Source organism: Oharaeibacter diazotrophicus, from assembly GCF_004362745.1.
Taxonomy (GTDB): Bacteria; Pseudomonadota; Alphaproteobacteria; order Rhizobiales; family Pleomorphomonadaceae; genus Oharaeibacter; species Oharaeibacter diazotrophicus.
In genome coordinates this window covers 119,060-135,212 of the sequence record NZ_SNXY01000013.1, presented here as the reverse complement: position 1 = coordinate 135,212, position 16,153 = coordinate 119,060, and the positions used below count along the sequence as shown (strand labels likewise).

Genomic DNA, 16,153 nt, shown 5'->3' with positions numbered 1-16,153 from the left:
CCCCGCAGCCCAAGATCGAGAACGAGAAGGAAAAGCCCCAGACCGTCAACTACGACGAGCTCGTCAAGAGCTGGTCCGACGCCAAGTGACGGGCCTCGCCTGAGGCCGAGCTCGCCACGTTCCGATCTTTGGTCGGAGCGTCGCGGGTGAGAAGCGCCCGACAGGGCGCCGGCCGAGAGGCCGAGATCTCGTAAAGTCCCGACACGTCGGGACTTTACGAGGCAGGTACGACACCCACGGACCGGACCGGACCGGGCGCTCGCGCCCGGCCCGGGCCTCCCGGGGCGGGGCGGGACCGTCTCCCGCCCGCCCTGCCCCACCGTCGAGCCCGCTCGACGCTTCCCCTGCGACGCCGCGAGCCCTCCCCCGAGCGGCGTCCCCCTTTCGAGCGAACAGGAACGAGGACGATGTCCCACATAGGCGATCTGGTAGCCGAGATGCTGGCGCAATACGGCGTCGAGCTGGTGTTCGGCATGCCGGGCGGACAGACGACGGCGCTGCACGACGGCATCTCGCGTCGGACGGACCGGATCCGGCACGTCTTGATGCGCGACGAGCGAAACGCCGCCTACGCTGCCGACGCCTACGCCCGGCTGACCGGCAAGCCGGGCGTGGTCGACGTCACGGTCGGCCCCGGCGCCAACCTGTTGCCGGCCGGCTTCCTCGAGGCGCTCAACGCCTCGATCCCGATGATCGGCATCGTCGGCGAGCTGCCGCTCGACTGGCTGTCGCTGAAGGACAAGGGCATCGCCTCCCAGGGCTTCGACCAGCTCGCCTTCTTCAAGTCCTTCTCCAAGGACGCCTGGCTGGTGCCCTCGGCCTCGGCGCTGCCGGACCTGATCCGCACCGCCTTCCGCGTTGCCACCTCGCCGCGCCCGGGCCCGGTGGCGCTGATCATCCCGCACGACATCTTCGACGCCGAGTGGGACGAGGCGACGGTCAAGGTCGCCGTCGACGCCCGCGCCTCGAAGGCGCCGTTCGTGCGCTCGGCCCCGACGGCGGCGGGGCTCGCCGACGCGCTCGCCCTGATCCGGCGGGCCGAGCGGCCGGCGGTGGTCTACGGCGGCGGCGTCCACGGCGCCTCGGCTTGGGCCGAGGCCGGCGCCTTCGCCGACAAGCTGCAGGGCCTCGTCGTCACCTCGCTGACCGGCCGCGGCGCGGTGCCGGAGACGCTGCCCTACGCCGCCGGCACGCTCAACCCGCTCGGCTCCTACGCCGCGATCGAGCTGATCAAGGAGGCGGACCTGGTGATCTGGTGCGGCTCCAAGGCCAGCCAGAACACCGCGATGAACTGGACGCTGCCGCTGCCGGAGCAGGCGACCATCACCATCGACGCCGACCCGGCCGAGCACGGCCGCACCTTCCGCCCGACGGTGTCGCTGTACTCGGACGTGCGCGAGGCGCTCGCCCTGCTCGCCGCCGGCCTGACGCGGCAGTCGCACCCGGCGTGGCTGGAGCGGATCGCCGCGGTCAAGGCCGAGGGCGAGGCGCAGAAGGCCGAGGAGATCGCGACCGACCAGATCCCGATCAACCCGCCGCGGGCGATGGCGGAACTCGCCAAGCGGCTGACGGCGGACGACGTCGTGGTCTCCGACGCGTCCTTCTCGGCGGGCTGGATCGCCAACTTCCTGCCGGCGACCAAGGCGGGCCGGGGCTTCCTCTACGCCCGCGGCCAGGGCGGGCTCGGCTATTCGACGCCGGCGGCGATCGGCGCGGCGGCGACCCGTCCGGAGGCGCGGATCGTGACGGTGGCCGGCGACGGCGGCTTCTCCTACACGATCGGCGAACTGGCGACGCAGCTGCAGCAGAACCAGCGCGTGGTCAACGTGGTGCTGAACAACGGCCGGCTCGGCTGGATCCAATTGTGGCAGGAGATCTTCTTCAAGAACGTGCAGTCGGCGATGCTGGAGAGCCAGAGCTGCCACCCGAACTTCGCGGCGGCGGCGGCGGGCCTCGGCTTGCTCGGGATCTACGTCGACAAGCCCGACGACATCGGCCCGGCGCTCGATCGCGCCTTCGCCCACGACGGCCCGTCGGTGGTGGAGATCCGCATCGACGACCTCGCCACCCCGATCCACAGCTTCAAGCGCCGCATGCGCGAAGGCGCCGACAAGCCGCGGCCGCGGCCCGGCACCGTCTACAAGCTCCGCGACTGGAAGGTCTCCGCGGATCTGCCCGAGAAGAACTGAGCGGAGAGAACCGGGCGGGCGGAAGACGTCCCGACTCGCGAAAGGCACGGGACCACGACGACACGCCGCCGGGAGCAATCCCGGCGGCGAAGTCGTTCTGGGGGGAACCGGTTCAGGCCCGCCGGGTCGAGCCACGTTCGATCAGGCGGCCGGCGAGCATGACGGTGCGGGCGGCGCCGTCGGGGTTCTGGAGGCGCTCGAACAGCAGCGACATGGCGGCGCGGCCGATGTCGGCGACCGGCTGCTCGATCACGGTGACGCCGTCGCCGACGAGGTCGGTCCAGACCTCGTTGTCGAAGCCGGCGACGGCGACGTCGGTGGGCATCGCGAAGCCGGCGGCCTTCAGCGCCTTGACAATGCCGAGCAGGATCAGGCCGTTGGAGCCGACGATCGCGTCGGGTCGGTCCGGGCCGGCGAGGAGCGCGGCGGCGGCCTCCTCGGCGGCGGCGACCGCGGGCGCGACGAAGCTCGCCCGCGCGGTCAGGCCGTGGCCGGCGAGCGCGGCGACGAAGCCGGCGTGGCGGTCCTCGGCGGTGGAACTGGTGTTGCCGAACAGGCCGGCGATGCGGCGGAAGCCCCGGGCGGCGAGATGGTCGGCGAGACGGCCGGCGGCGTCGCGGTTGTCGAGCAGCACGCCGTCGTGGCGCCCGACCGGGCCGGTGCGGTCGACCAGCACGACGGGGAAGTCGAAGTCCATCTGGCCGAGCGAGGCGGCCATGCGGCGGGTCGGGGCGTAGATCACGCCCGTGACGCGCTCCTCCTGCATCAGGCGCAGGTACATCGCCTCGCGCGCCGGGTTCTCGTCGGTGTTGCAGAGCACGACGCGCATCTCGGCGCGATAGGCGGCGTCCTCGACCGCGCGGCTGAGCGCGGTGAAGAAGGGGTTGCCGAGGTCGGAGACGATCAGGCCGATGGTGCGCGAATGCTGCGAGCGCAGCCGGCGCGCCGACAGGTTCGGCCGGTAGCCGGTCAGCCGGATCGCCGTCTCGACGCGCTCGCGCAAGGAGGTGCTGACCGGCCCGTTGCCGAGCACGCGCGACACCGTGGCCGGCGAGACCCCGGCCGCCCGGGCGACATCCTTGATTCCCACCGCCATGACTGAAAACGATCTCCAATCGCTGCATCGTTAGACCATCCGGCGCTTTTCCCCGCAATACGCAAAGCAACGCCCTTCCAGGGAAAACCCCGGGTGTGCTATGCGCCCTCCGAACTGAAAAGCTTTTCAGGCCGCCGAAACCGGTGACGGGAGGATAGATCCGAATGAACGCCGCCTCCAGGCCGCTGCTCGCGCCGGCGCTCGTGCGCCTCGGTGCCCGCCCCGCCTCCAAGGACGAGGCGATCCGCCTCGCCGCCGGTCTCCTGGCCGACGCCGGCTACGTTGACCCCGCCTACGCCGGCAGCATGCTGCGCCGCGAGGCCGTCGCCGAGACCCACCTCGGCCACGGCGTCGCCATCCCGCACGGCATGGTCGAGGACCGCGCGCTGGTGCGCCACAACGGCATCGCGGTGGTGCAGGTGCCGGAGGGCGTGACGTGGAACGCCGGCCAGACGGTGCGGCTGGTGTTCGCGATCGCGGCGCAGTCGGACGCCCACATCGCCATCCTGCGCAAGCTGACGCGACTGCTGCAGGACGAGGCGAAGCTCGCCGACCTCGCCGGAACCGGAGACCCGTTGGCGATCGTCGCCGCCCTCGACGCTGACGCCGCCGCGGCCTTCGCGGCAGCCGACGCCGCGCCGCCGGCCGATCTGCCCGCCGCCGCCGAATGGGTGGTCGACTATCCGAGCGGCCTGCACGCCCGCCCGGCCGCGCGCTGGGTCGAGGCCGCCCGCCGCGCCGGCGTGCCGATCCAGGTGCGCCGCGGCGCCGAGGCGGCAGATCCGACCCGGCTGGTCGGTCTGCTGCAGCTCGGCCTCGGGCACGGCGAGCGCGTGACGATCTCGGCCGCGACCGCGGAGGCGCTCGCCGGCTTCCTCGCCGCCGTGCGCGCGCTGACCGCCGAGGAGCGCGCCGACGCCGAGCGCGCCGCCGCCCGCGCCGGTGCCGGCCGCGGCTTCCAGCCGCCGACCGCGCTCGCCGCCGTCCGCGGCATCGGCGCGGCGCCCGGCCTCGCCGTCGGCACGCTGCACGTGATCCGCCCGGCCGCGACCGAGGTCGCCGACGTCTGGGAGCCGCTCGACGCCGCCGGCCGCCGGCTCGACGACGCCATCGCCGCGACCGTGCACGACCTGAAGCTCGTCGCCGACGACACCGCGCGCCGGATCGGCCGCTCGGAAGGCGGCATCTTCACCGCCCAGGCCGAGATGCTGGCCGACCCCGACCTGATCACCGCCGCCTGCCGCGCCATGGTCGACGGCCACGGCCCGGCCTTCGCCTGGACGCGGGCGGTCGAGACCGTCGCCGCCGCGCTGGCCAAGAGCCCCGATCCGCTGCTCGCCGCCCGCGCCGCCGACATGCGCGACGTCGGTCGCCGGGTGCTCGCCCGCCTCGCCCCCGAGACCGCGGCCCGTGGCCTCGACGACCTGCCGGACGGCCCGGTGATCCTGGTCGCCGCCGACCTCGCCCCGTCCGACACCGCCGCGCTCGACCTCGGCCGGATCGCCGGCCTCGCCATGGCCGAGGGCGGCCCGGCCTCGCACACCGCCATCCTCGCCCGCACCCTCGGCCTGCCCGCGCTGGTCGCCGGCGGCGCGGCGCTGCTCGAGCTGACCTCCGGCCGGCCCGCCATCCTCGACGGCGACGGCGGCCGGCTGTTCGTCGAGCCGACCGACGCCGACGTCGCCGCGGCGCGCGACCGCATCGCCGCCGAGGCCGCGCGCACCGCCGCCGAGGCCGCCGAGCGCGCCCGCCCGGCGGTGACCACCGACGGCCACGCCGTCGAGATCGGCGCCAACGTCAACAAGCCCGAGCAGGTCGCCGGCGCGCTCGACCAGGGCGCCGAGGGCGTCGGGCTGATGCGGACCGAGTTCCTGTTCCTCGAGAGCGGCCGCACGCCGTCCGAGGACGAGCAGGCCGAGGGCTACGCCGCCATGGCCGCCGCGCTCGGCGGCCGCCCGTTGATCGTGCGCGCGCTCGACATCGGCGGCGACAAGCAGGTGCCGCACCTCGCCCTGCCGGTGGAACAGAACCCGTTCCTCGGCGTGCGCGGCACCCGGCTGCTCCTGCGCCGGCCCGACCTGATGGAGCCGCAGCTCAGAGCGCTCTACCGCGCCGCCGCCGGCGGGGCGCGGCTGTCGATCATGCTGCCGATGATCACCTCGCTCGGCGAGATCCTGGCCGTGCGCGCCGCCGCCGAGCGGATCCGCGCCGAGGTCGGCGCGCCCGCGGTGCCGCTCGGCATCATGGTCGAGGTGCCGGCCGCGGCCGAGATGGCCGACGTCTACGCCGCCCACGTCGACTTCTTCTCGATCGGCACCAACGACCTCACCCAGTACACCCTCGCCGTCGACCGCCAGCATCCCGAACTCGCCGCCGAGGCCGACGGCCTGCACCCGGCGGTGCTGCGGCTCGTCCGCCGCACCGTCGCGGGCGCCGCCGTGCACGGGCGCTGGGTCGGCGTCTGCGGCGGCATCGCCGGCGATCCGTTCGGGGCGGCGCTGCTGGTCGGGCTCGGCGTCGACGAGCTGTCGATGACGCCGCGCGACATCCCGGCGGTGAAGGCGCGGATCCGGGCGGCCTCGAAGGCCGACCTCGCCGCGCTCGCCGAGACGGCGCTCGCCTGCGCCACCGCCGACGAGGTCCGCGCGCTCGACACCGCCCCGGCCGAAGGGGCCGGGCGATGAGGCCGGTCGTCACCGTCACGCTCAACGCCGCGGTCGACCTCACGGTCGGCGTCGACGGCTTCCGGCCGGGCGCGGTCAACCGCGCGGTGTCGGTGGTCTCCAACGCCGGCGGCAAGGGCGTCAACGTCGCCGGCTGCGCCGCCGACTGGGGCGCGGCCGTGACCGCGACGGGGCTGATCGGCCGCGGCAACGACGGCATCTTCGCCGGCTTCTTCGCCGCCAAGGGCATCGCCGACCGCTTCGTCCGGATCGCCGGCGACACCCGCACCAACGTCAAGATCGCCGACCTCTGCTCCGGCGAGACCACCGACCTCAACATGCCCGGGCCGGCCGCCGACGCCGAGGCGCTGGCCGAGGTCGCCGCGACGGCGCTCGCCGCGGCGACGCCGGGCGCCCCGGTGGCGCTCGCCGGCTCGCTGCCGGCGGGCCTCGCCCCCGACAGCTGGGCCCGGCTCGCCCGCACGCTCGGCGCCGCCGGTGCCCGCGTCGTCGTCGACACCTCCGGTCCGGCGCTCGCCGCCGTGCTCGCCGCGGCGCCGGGCGACCTGCCCTACGCCGTCAAGCCGAACCGCCACGAGCTCGAGGAATGGGCCGGCCGGCCGATCGCCGACCGGGACGGTCTCGTCGAGGCCGCCGCCGGCCTCGTCCGCCGCGGCATCGGCCTCGTCGTCGTCTCGCTCGGTGCCGACGGCGCGCTGTTCGTGCGCGCGGGCGCGGTGATCGCCGCCCGCCTGCCGGCGGTCCGTGCCGAGAGCACGGTCGGGGCCGGCGACGCCATGGTCGCCGGGCTCGTCACCGCCATCGCCGAGGACCTCGATCCCGAGGCCACCGCCCGCCGGGCGGTCGCCTTCGCCGCCGCCAAGCTCGGCCGCATCGGACCCCACCTGCCCGCGCCGGACGTGGTGCGCGCGCTGGCGGACGCGGCCGAGATCACCCGCCTCGCCGGCTGAGGAGCCCGGCGGACCGCACCCTCGCGGGCCGCGACGCCCGCGCACCGGAGGACCTGATGTCGACATTGTCCATCGTGATCGGCGTGACCGAGCGCGGCTCGCGCGCCGTGCTCGCCGCCGAGGCGCTGAAGAAGGCCGCGGCCGCGCTCGGCGCCGCCGCCTCTGTCGAGACGCGCAGCCCCGACGGCGTCGCGACGCCGCTCGACGACGCCACCATCGCCGCCGCCGACGCCGTGCTGCTGGTCGGCGACGTGCCGGCCGACGGCCGCTTCGCCGGCAAGGCCACCACGACCGCGACGGTCGAGGCCGTGCTCGCCGACGCGGGCCGCGTCGTCGCCGCGGCGGTGGCCGCGGCCGGATCGGCGGCTGCGCCGACGGGCGCGGCGAAGTTCGTGGTCGCGATCACGTCGTGCCCGACCGGCATCGCCCACACCTTCATGGCCGCCGAGGGCGTCGAGCAGGGCGCCAAGGCGCTCGGCCACACGGTGAAGGTGGAGACGCAGGGCTCGGTCGGCGCGCAGAACACGCTGACCGCCGAGGAGATCGCCGCCGCGGATCTCGTGATCATCGCCGCCGACACCAACGTCGACCTCGCGCGCTTCGCCGGCAAGCGGGTGTTCCAATCGGGCACCAAGCCGGCGATCGGCGACGGCAAGGGCCTCGTCGCCCGCGCCTTTGCGGAAGCGACCGTGCTCGGCGGGGCGAAGGGCGGCGCCGGCCGCGACCTCGCCGCCGAGGTGGCCGCCGAGAAGGCGGCGCGCGCCGCCGCCCGCACCGGCGCCTACAAGCACCTGATGACCGGCGTCTCCTACATGCTGCCCTTCGTCGTGGCGGGCGGCCTCCTGATCGCCCTCGCCTTCGCGCTCGGCGGCATCTACGTCTACGACGACGCCCACGCCGGCACGCTCGGACAGGCCCTCTTCAATATCGGCGCCAAGGCCGGCTTCGCGCTGATGGTGCCGATGCTCGCCGGCTTCATCGCCTATTCGATCGCCGACCGGCCGGGCATCGCGCCAGGTGCCATCGGCGGCATGCTGGCCGGCTCGATCGGCGCCGGCTTCCTCGGCGGCATCGTCGCCGGCTTCATGGCCGGCTACGTGGTCGCCTTCCTGGCGAAGGCGATCCGGCTGCCGAAGAACCTCGAGGGCCTGAAGCCGATCCTGCTGCTGCCGCTGCTCGGCACCGCGATCACCGGCCTCCTGATGATCTACGTGGTCGGCGAGCCGGTCGCGGCGGTGCTGGCCGCGATGACCGACTGGCTGAAGGGTCTCGGCACCACCAACGGCGTGCTGCTCGGCATCGTCATCGGCGCCATGATGGCCTTCGACATGGGCGGCCCGGTCAACAAGGCGGCCTACACCTTCGCCACCGGCCTGATCGCCTCCGGCGTCTACACCCCGATGGCCGCCGCCATGGCCGCCGGCATGACGCCGCCGCTCGGCATCGCGCTCGCCACCTGGATCTTCCGCGACCGCTTCACCGCGGAGGAACGCGAGGCCGGCAACGCCGCCGCCGTGCTCGGGATCTCCTTCATCACCGAGGGCGCGATCCCCTTCGCCGCCAAGGATCCGATGCGGGTGATCCCGGCGCTGATGGCCGGCTCGGCCACCGCCGGCGTGATCTCGATGCTGGTCGGCGCCGAGCTCAAGGTCCCGCACGGCGGCGTCTTCGTGCTGCCGATCCCCAACGCGGTGGTCCACCTCGGCGGCTATCTCGTCGCCATCGTCGCCGGCACGCTGGTCACCGCGGTGCTGCTGCGCCTCCTGAAGAAGCCCGCCACGGCCTGACCGCGGCGGCGGACACGCGTTCCGAATGGAAACGGCCGCGGTGCCTCGCACCGCGGCCGTCCTCTTTTCGGCGACGCTGATCGCCGGATCAGCCGATCGCGACGAGGCGGCCGGTGCGGGCGCTCTCGGTGGCGGCGTCGGCGATCAGGAGGGCCTTGAGCCCGTCGTCGCCCGAGGGGGTCATCGGCGCCTTCGCCTCGAGCGCGGCGAGGAAGGCGGCGATCTCGTTGGCGTAGGCGGCGGTGTAGCGCGTCATGAAGAAGTCGAGCAGCGGCTCGCGGCGGTAGCCCTCGGCGTTGGCGACCTCGACCGTGGTGGCGCGCAGGTTCTCGGCCGAGACGAGGCCGGCCGAGCCGTGCACCTCGATGCGCTGGTCGTAGCCGTAGGTGGCGCGGCGCGAGTTGGAGATCTGCGCGATCTTCCCCGAGGCGGTGGTGAGGATCACCGAGGCGCTGTCGACGTCGCCGGCGGTGCCGATCGCCGGATCGACCAGCACGGAGGCGGCCGCGAACACCGACACCGGCTCCTCGCCGAGCAGCCAGCGCGCCATGTCGAAGTCGTGGATGGTCATGTCGCGGAAGAGGCCGCCGGAGCGCGCGATGTACTCGACCGGCGGCGGGCCGGGATCGCGCGATGTGATCGCGACCATCTCGACCTTGCCGATGGCGCCGGCCTCGATTCGGCGCTTGACCTCCATGAAGTTGGGGTCGAAGCGGCGGTTGAAGCCGACCATCAGCGGCGTGCCGGTATCGGCGACGACGGCGAGGCAGTCGCGCACGCGGGCGGCCGAAAGGTCGATCGGCTTCTCGCAGAAGATCGCCTTGCCGGCCTTGGCGGCGCGCTCGATCATGGTGGCGTGCAGGTCGGTCGGCGTGGTGATCATCACCGCGTCGACGTCGTCGGCGTCCATGATGGCGTCGACGTCGCGGACCTCGGCCCCGGCCGCGGCCGCCAGCGCCGCGGCGGCGCCGGGCATGGCGTCGGCGACCGCGACGAGGCGCGCGCCCGGCGTCGCGGCGACGGCGCGGGCGTGCACCTTGCCGATCCGGCCGGCGCCGAGTAGTCCCAGTCTCAAGGTCATGGTGGCCTCTCCAGCAACGCCCGCATCCCGGGCCGAACCGACGGCCCGGCCGCGGTCCCGACGGACCGTAGCGGAACGGAAATGCCGATCGGGTGTTCGATGGAAGCACTATTCCGCCGGTTCCGGCGGTGTCAAGCGGGGGCCGGCAGGAGGGGGGCGACACCGACGTTCGTCCGTCCTCTCGGGAACGCGGCACGACGCCGAGGAGCGCAGCGCGGCCTTCATCCTTCCCCTCAGGGGAAGGTGGCCCGAAGGGCCGGAAGGGGTCGGGGTTCCGTGGGGTCTCCGGTGCACGTCACGGGCGGAACGGGCTCCTGCCGTCGTCCGTCGCGACCCCTTCCGCCTCGCTCCGCTCGGCACCTTCCCCTGAGGGGAAGGATGAATTGCCGTTTACGGGCAAGGATGAAGGGCGGCCTGCGGGAGCGGTGCGTGGTGCGCAGTGGAGGAGCGACCGCGGCCGGCTCGACCGCCTCCGCTTCGTCGCGCGGGGCTTCGTCCCCAGCCGTCGATCCCCTGCCACACCGGCCCGTGCGATCTCCGCCACGCCCCTTCACCACATGGAATTTTCATTCTGCATTGACATTAAAGGAAATGTGCGGTTCATTCCCGCGGATGGCACGGCCGGCGGGGGCGGGAGAGGGACATGACGAAGACACTCGACGTCGTCGCGATCGGGCGCTGCTCCGTCGACCTCTACGGCCAGCAGATCGGCTCCCGGCTCGAGGACGCCCAGACCTTCACCAAGGCGGTGGGCGGCTGCCCGGCCAACATCGCGATCGGCACCGCCCGGCTCGGCCTGCGCTCCGGCCTCGTCACCCGGGTCGGCGCCGAGCAGATGGGCCGGTTCGTGCGCGAGCAGCTCGCCCGCGAGGGTGTCGCGACCGCCGGCGTGGCGGTCGACCCGGCCCGCCTCACCGCGCTCGTCCTGCTCGCCGTCGAGGACGAGGGCGTCAGCCCGATGATCTTCTACCGTTCCGACTGCGCCGACATGGCGCTCGACGAGGGCGACGTCGACGAGGCGCTGATCGCCTCGACCCGGGCGATCGTCGTCACCGGCACCCACTTCTCCAGGCCGGCCGCCGAGGCGGCGCAGCGGAAGGCGATCCGGCTCGCCCGGGCGCACGGCGCCAAGGTGGTGTTCGACGTCGACTACCGGCCCAACCTCTGGGGCCTCGCCGGCCACGACGCCGGCTTCGAGCGCTACGTCGCCTCCGCTGCCGTCTCCGAGCGGCTCGCCGCGGTGCTGCCCGACTGCGACCTCGTGGTCGGCACCGAAGAGGAGATCATGATCGCCACCGGCGCCGGCGACGTCGCCGCCAGCCTGAAGGCGATCCGCGCGGTCTCGGACGCCACCATCGTGCTGAAGCGCGGGGCGATGGGCTGCATCGTCTACGACGGCGCCATCCCCGACGACCTCGAGGACGGCATCGTCGGCCGCGGCTTCCCGATCGAGGTCTACAACGTGCTCGGCGCCGGCGACGCCTTCATGTCCGGCTTCCTGCGCGGCTGGCTCGGCGGCGAGGACCTTGCGACGGCCGCGACCTGGGCCAACGCCTGCGGCGCCTTCGCGGTGTCGCGCCTGTTGTGCTCGCCGGAATACCCGACCTTCGCCGAGCTGTCGCACTTCCTCGGGAACGGCAGCCCGCACCGGGCGCTGCGCAAGGACGCCGACCTCGCCCACCTGCACTGGGCGACGACACGGCGACCGCAGACCGACGGCCTCGTGGCGCTGGCGATCGACCACCGGATCCAGCTCGAGGAGGTCGCCGACCGCCTGGGCGCGCCGCGCGAGCGCATCGCCGACTTCAAGCTGCTCGCCGTCGAGGCGGCGGCCCGGGTGGCGCGCGGGCGGGCCGGCTTCGGCATGCTGATCGACGGCACCCACGGCCGCAAGGCGCTGTTCGCCGCCGCCCGCCACGGTTTCTGGATCGGCCGGCCGGTCGAGAAGCCCGGCTCGCGTCCGCTCGACTTCGACCAGTTGCCCGACCTCGGCAGCCACCTGACGGAATGGCCGGTGGGGCACACGGTGAAGTGCCTGTGCTTCTACCACCCGGACGACCCGGCCGAGCTGAAGGCGCGCCAGGAGCGCGAACTGCTGCGCCTCGCCGACGCCGCCCGCACGGTCGGGCGCGAACTCCTGGTCGAGATCATCGCCGGCAAGCACGGCGCCCTCGGTGAGGACACGGTGGCGAGCGTGATCCGCCGGCTCTACGACCTCGGCATCCAGCCGGACTGGTGGAAGCTCGAGCCGCAGGCCGACCCCGCCGCCTGGACCCGGATCGAGGCGGCGATCCGCGCCGGCGACCCCTACTGCCGCGGCATCCTGCTGCTCGGCCTCGAGGCCCCGGAGGAGGATCTGGTCGCCGCCTTCCGGGCCGCCCGGGTCAGCCCGCTGGTCAAGGGCTTCGCGGTCGGGCGCACCATCTTCGCCGACGCGGCGGCGCGCTGGCTCGCCGGCGACATCGACGACGCCGCGGCGGTGGCCGACATGGCCGCCCGCTTCGGGACTCTGGTCGAGGCCTGGAACGGACTGGCACGGCCGCGCGCGGCGTGACACCGAGCGCGCAGGGTTCCGACCCGTGGTCGGAACTTTGCGGGCGAGAAGCGCCCGACCGGGCGCCGGCCGAAAGGCCGAAACCTCGTGAAGTCCCGACACGTCGGGACTTCACGAACGAGGTATGGCACCACTTGGATCGAGCCGCGGCGCCGAGACCGCGGGCGGAGGGAGAGGACCATGGCAACCGTTCGACTGACCGCCGCCCAGGCGATGGTGCGCTGGCTCGCGGCGCAGCGCACCGAGGACGGCGGGCGCTTCGTCGAGGGCGTCTGGGCGATCTTCGGCCATGGCAACGTCGCCGGCATCGGCGAGGCCCTGCACGGCATCGGCGACGCCCTGCCGACATGGCGTGGCCAGAACGAGCAGACCATGGCCCACGCCGCGATCGCCTACGCCAAGACGATGCGGCGCCGGAAGGCGATGGCCGTGACCTCCTCGATCGGCCCCGGCGCCACCAACATGGTGACCGCCGCCGCCCTCGCCCACGTCAACCGCCTGCCGGTGCTGTTCATCCCCGGCGACGTCTTCGCCAACCGCGCGCCCGATCCGGTGCTGCAGCAGGTCGAGGACTTCGGCGACGGCACCGTCAGCGCCAACGACTGCTTCCGCCCGGTCAGCCGCTACTTCGACCGGATCGTGCGGCCCGAGCAGCTGCTCTCCGCGCTGCCGCGCGCGCTCCAGGTGATGACCGACCCGGTCGCCTGCGGCCCGGTCACCCTCGCCTTCTGCCAGGACGTCCAGGCCGAGGCCTTCGACTGGCCCGAGCGCTTCTTCGAGCCGAAGGTCTGGCGGATCCGCCGGCCGGAACCGGACGCCGCCGAACTCGCCGACGTGCTCGCCGCCCTGAAGGCGGCCGAGCGGCCGGTGCTGGTCTCGGGCGGTGGCGTGCTCTACTCGGGCGCCGAGGCGACGCTCGCCGCCTTCGCCGCCCGCCACCGCATTCCGGTGGTCGAGACGCAGGCAGGCAAGGCGGCGCTCGGCTGGGACGATCCGCTCAACTTCGGCTCGCCGGGCGTCACCGGCTCGGCCGCCGCCAACGCGATCTGCGCCGAGGCCGACCTCGTCGTCGGCGTCGGCACCCGCTTCCAGGATTTCACCACCGGGTCGTGGTCGCTGTTCCGCAACCCGGCGCGCCGGCTGGTCTCGATCAACGTCGCCCCGTTCGACGCCGGCAAGCACGGCGCCATCGGCCTCGTCGCCGACGCCAAGGTGGCGCTGGAGCGGCTCTCGGCCGGCCTCGGCGACCATCGCTTCGCCGAACCCGACGGCAGCCTGCGCACGCGCTGGTTCGAGGCGATCGCCGCGGTCAAGGCGGCGCCGGCGGCCGGCAACGCGCTGCCGACCGACGCCGAGGTGATCGGCGCGGTGCAGCGCCGGGCCGGGCCCGACACGCTCGTCACCTGCGCCGCCGGCACCATGCCGGGCGCGCTGCAAGTGCTGTGGAACGCCGTGCCGAACGGTTACCACATGGAATACGGCTATTCCTGCATGGGCTACGAGATCGCCGGCGCGCTCGGCATCGCGCTCGCCCGGCCCGAGGTCGAGGTGATCTGCTTCGTCGGCGACGGCAGCTACATGATGGCCAATTCCGAGCTCGCCACCGCGGTCATGCTCGGCGTGCCCTTCACCGTGGTGCTCACCGACAACCGCGGCTACGGTTGCATCTCGCGCCTGCAGCTCGCCACCGGCGGCGCCCCCTTCAACAATCTCTACGAGAATTGCCGGGTCGAGACCCAGCCGGCGATCGACTTCGTCGCCCACGCCGGGTCGATGGGCGCGCACGCGGTCAAGGCCGACGGCATCGCCGCGCTCGAGGCCGAGATCGTCGCCGCCCGCGGCCGCCGCGTGCCGACGGTGATTGTGATCGACACCGACCCGAAGACCGGCACCGACGTCGGCGGCCACTGGTGGGACGTCGCGGTGCCCGAGGTCGGCACCCGGCCCGAACTCGCCGCCGCCCGCGCCCGCTACGAAGCGGCCCTCGCCGACCGCGCGGACGCCTGATTCCCTCCTCCCGACGAGTCCCCTCGCCATGATCCTCTACGGCACCAACCCCATCGCCTGGTCCAACGACGACGACCGGACCATCGGCGCCCACATCAGCCTGGACGACTGCCTCGCCGACTGCCGCACCATCGGCTTCGACGGCATCGAGAAGGGCCACAAGATGCCGGACGACGGCCACGCGCTGAAGGAGCGGCTCGGCGCCTACGGCCTGCGCTTCGTCTCCGGCTGGCACTCGACCAACCTCCTGGTCGACGACCTGGAGACCGAGAAGGCGGCGATGCAGGTCTTCCTCGACATGCTGAAGGCGGCCGGCTCGAACCGCATCATCACCTGCGAATGCTCCAACACCGTCCACGGCAACGACGCCGTCGCCGTCAACGATCGCCCGCGCATGACCGACGCCGAATGGACCCGCCTGACGGACGGCATCGAGGCGCTCGCCGCCTTCGCCGCCGCGCAGGGGATCACGTTGGTCTACCACCACCACATGGGCACGGTGATCGAGAGCGAGGAAGAGATCGACCGCTTCATGGCGATGACCGGTCCGGCGACCCACCTGCTGCTCGACACCGGCCACGCCACCTTCGGCGGCGGCGACCCCACCCGGCTCGCCCGCAAGCACATGCACCGCGTCGCCCACATCCACGCCAAGAACATCCGGCCGGACGTGATGGCGACGGTGCGGGCCGAGGGCCTGTCCTTCCTCGAGGGCGTGCGCCGCGGCGTCTTCACCGTGCCGGGCGACCCGGAGGGCTGCGTCGACTTCGCGCCGGTATTGAAGGAGGCCGCCGCGCATGGTTACTCCGGCTGGCTGGTGATCGAGGCCGAGCAGGACCCGTCAGTGCGCAACCCGCTGCACTACCAGGGCATGGGCCTGAAGGCGCTGAAGGCGATGGCCCGCGAGGCCGGCCTCGACGCCTGATCGCGATCTCTTGGACCCCGGAGGACGTCATGGCCGACCTGCTCGTCAAGCCCGCCGGCGGCACCGGCCGCATCCACGCCGTGACGCCGGAGAGCGCCGGCTGGGCCTACGTCGGTTTCGAGGTCCACCGGCTGGAGCCGGGCGGGACGATCGCCGCCGACACCGGCGGGCGCGAGGTCTGCCTCGTGCTGGTGGCCGGGCTGGCGCGGATCCGTGCCGGCGCCGAGGATTTCGGCGTCGTCGGCGGCCGCACGAGTCCTTTCGAGGGGTCGCCGCACGCGGTCTACGTGCCGGCCGGCTCGTCCTACGCGGTGACCGCCGAGACCGCGCTCGAGATCGCGGTGTGCTCGGCGCCGGGCGGCGGCGACCATCCGGCCCGCCTGATCCCGCCCGGCACTCATCCGCAAATCGTGCGCGGCCAGGGCTCCAACACCCGCCACGTCACCAACGTCATGCCCGAGGACGACGGCGCGGCGCATTCGCTGCTGGTGGTGGAGGTGGTGACGCCGGGCGGCAACACCTCGTCCTATCCGCCGCACAAGCACGACGTCGACGACCTGCCGAACGAGAGCTACCTCGAGGAAACTTACTACCACCGCCTGAACCCGCCCCAGGGGTTCGCGGTCCAGCGCGTCTACACCGACGCCCGCGACCTCGACGAGACGATGGCGGTGGAGGACGGCGACGTGGTCCTGGTGCCGCGCGGCTACCACCCGGTCGCGACCCTGCACGGCTACGACAGCTGGTATCTCAACGTCATGGCCGGTCCGAAGCGGGTCTGGAAGTTCCACAACGCGCCGGAGCACGCCTGGCTGTTCACCGGGCTGGGCACGCCGGCGGGGCGGTGAGAGCGGGACGGGAGTCCTTCTCCCGCAAGGGG

The 16,153-nt window shown here is 73.4% G+C and carries 10 protein-coding genes; 8 read left to right on the top strand and 2 right to left on the bottom strand.

Annotated features, from left to right (window positions below; genetic code table 11):
• The first annotated feature begins 407 nt into the window (after positions 1–407).
• The gene (locus tag EDD54_RS22575; protein WP_126541978.1) at positions 408–2,189 is read left to right on the top strand and encodes a thiamine pyrophosphate-binding protein; all 1,782 of its coding nucleotides are present in this window, start codon (positions 408–410) and stop codon (positions 2,187–2,189) included.
• Between the two features lie 112 nt (positions 2,190–2,301).
• Here EDD54_RS22575 and EDD54_RS22570 read toward each other — a convergent pair whose 3' ends face one another.
• Positions 2,302–3,285, bottom strand: coding sequence for a LacI family DNA-binding transcriptional regulator (locus EDD54_RS22570; RefSeq protein ID WP_126541979.1), 984 nt, complete (start codon positions 3,283–3,285; stop codon positions 2,302–2,304).
• Between the two features lie 164 nt (positions 3,286–3,449).
• On the opposite strand from EDD54_RS22570, the gene ptsP reads away from it, so the two are divergent.
• Genes ptsP through EDD54_RS23710 form a run of 3 tightly spaced genes read left to right on the top strand, consistent with a single transcriptional unit; the run spans position 3,450 to position 8,706 of the window.
• Complete coding sequence (gene ptsP / locus EDD54_RS22565) at positions 3,450–5,969, top strand: phosphoenolpyruvate--protein phosphotransferase (protein WP_126541980.1); 2,520 nt, start codon at positions 3,450–3,452, stop codon at positions 5,967–5,969.
• On the top strand, positions 5,966–6,919 hold the full coding sequence (pfkB, locus tag EDD54_RS22560) for a 1-phosphofructokinase (protein ID WP_126541981.1): 954 nt from the start codon (positions 5,966–5,968) through the stop codon (positions 6,917–6,919). Before ptsP ends, pfkB begins: the two co-directional genes overlap by 4 nt.
• Positions 6,920–6,975: 56 nt before the next feature.
• Positions 6,976–8,706 (top strand): PTS fructose transporter subunit IIC, encoded by a 1,731-nt coding sequence (locus EDD54_RS23710; RefSeq protein WP_126541982.1) that lies wholly within the window; start codon positions 6,976–6,978, stop codon positions 8,704–8,706.
• An 88-nt stretch (positions 8,707–8,794) separates the two neighbouring features.
• On the opposite strand, the gene iolG is transcribed toward EDD54_RS23710, so the two are convergent.
• A complete protein-coding gene (iolG, locus tag EDD54_RS22550) occupies positions 8,795–9,787 on the bottom strand; it encodes an inositol 2-dehydrogenase (protein ID WP_126541983.1) in 993 nt (330 codons plus the stop codon).
• A gap of 643 nt (positions 9,788–10,430) precedes the next feature.
• Between iolG and EDD54_RS22545 the strand changes: the two genes are divergently transcribed.
• From EDD54_RS22545 to iolB, 4 genes are all read left to right on the top strand, one after another.
• Positions 10,431–12,341, top strand: coding sequence for a bifunctional 5-dehydro-2-deoxygluconokinase/5-dehydro-2-deoxyphosphogluconate aldolase (locus EDD54_RS22545; protein WP_126541984.1), 1,911 nt, complete (start codon positions 10,431–10,433; stop codon positions 12,339–12,341).
• A 180-nt stretch (positions 12,342–12,521) separates the two neighbouring features.
• Positions 12,522–14,348 (top strand): 3D-(3,5/4)-trihydroxycyclohexane-1,2-dione acylhydrolase (decyclizing), encoded by a 1,827-nt coding sequence (gene iolD, locus EDD54_RS22540; RefSeq protein ID WP_126541985.1) that lies wholly within the window; start codon positions 12,522–12,524, stop codon positions 14,346–14,348.
• Positions 14,349–14,376: 28 nt separating this feature from the next.
• Positions 14,377–15,273 carry a myo-inosose-2 dehydratase gene (gene iolE, locus EDD54_RS22535; protein WP_126541986.1) on the top strand — a complete coding sequence of 299 codons (897 nt, stop codon included), beginning with the start codon at positions 14,377–14,379 and terminating at the stop codon, positions 15,271–15,273.
• A 29-nt stretch (positions 15,274–15,302) separates the two neighbouring features.
• Positions 15,303–16,121 (top strand): 5-deoxy-glucuronate isomerase, encoded by an 819-nt coding sequence (gene iolB, locus EDD54_RS22530; RefSeq protein WP_126541987.1) that lies wholly within the window; start codon positions 15,303–15,305, stop codon positions 16,119–16,121.
• Positions 16,122–16,153 lie beyond the last annotated feature (32 nt).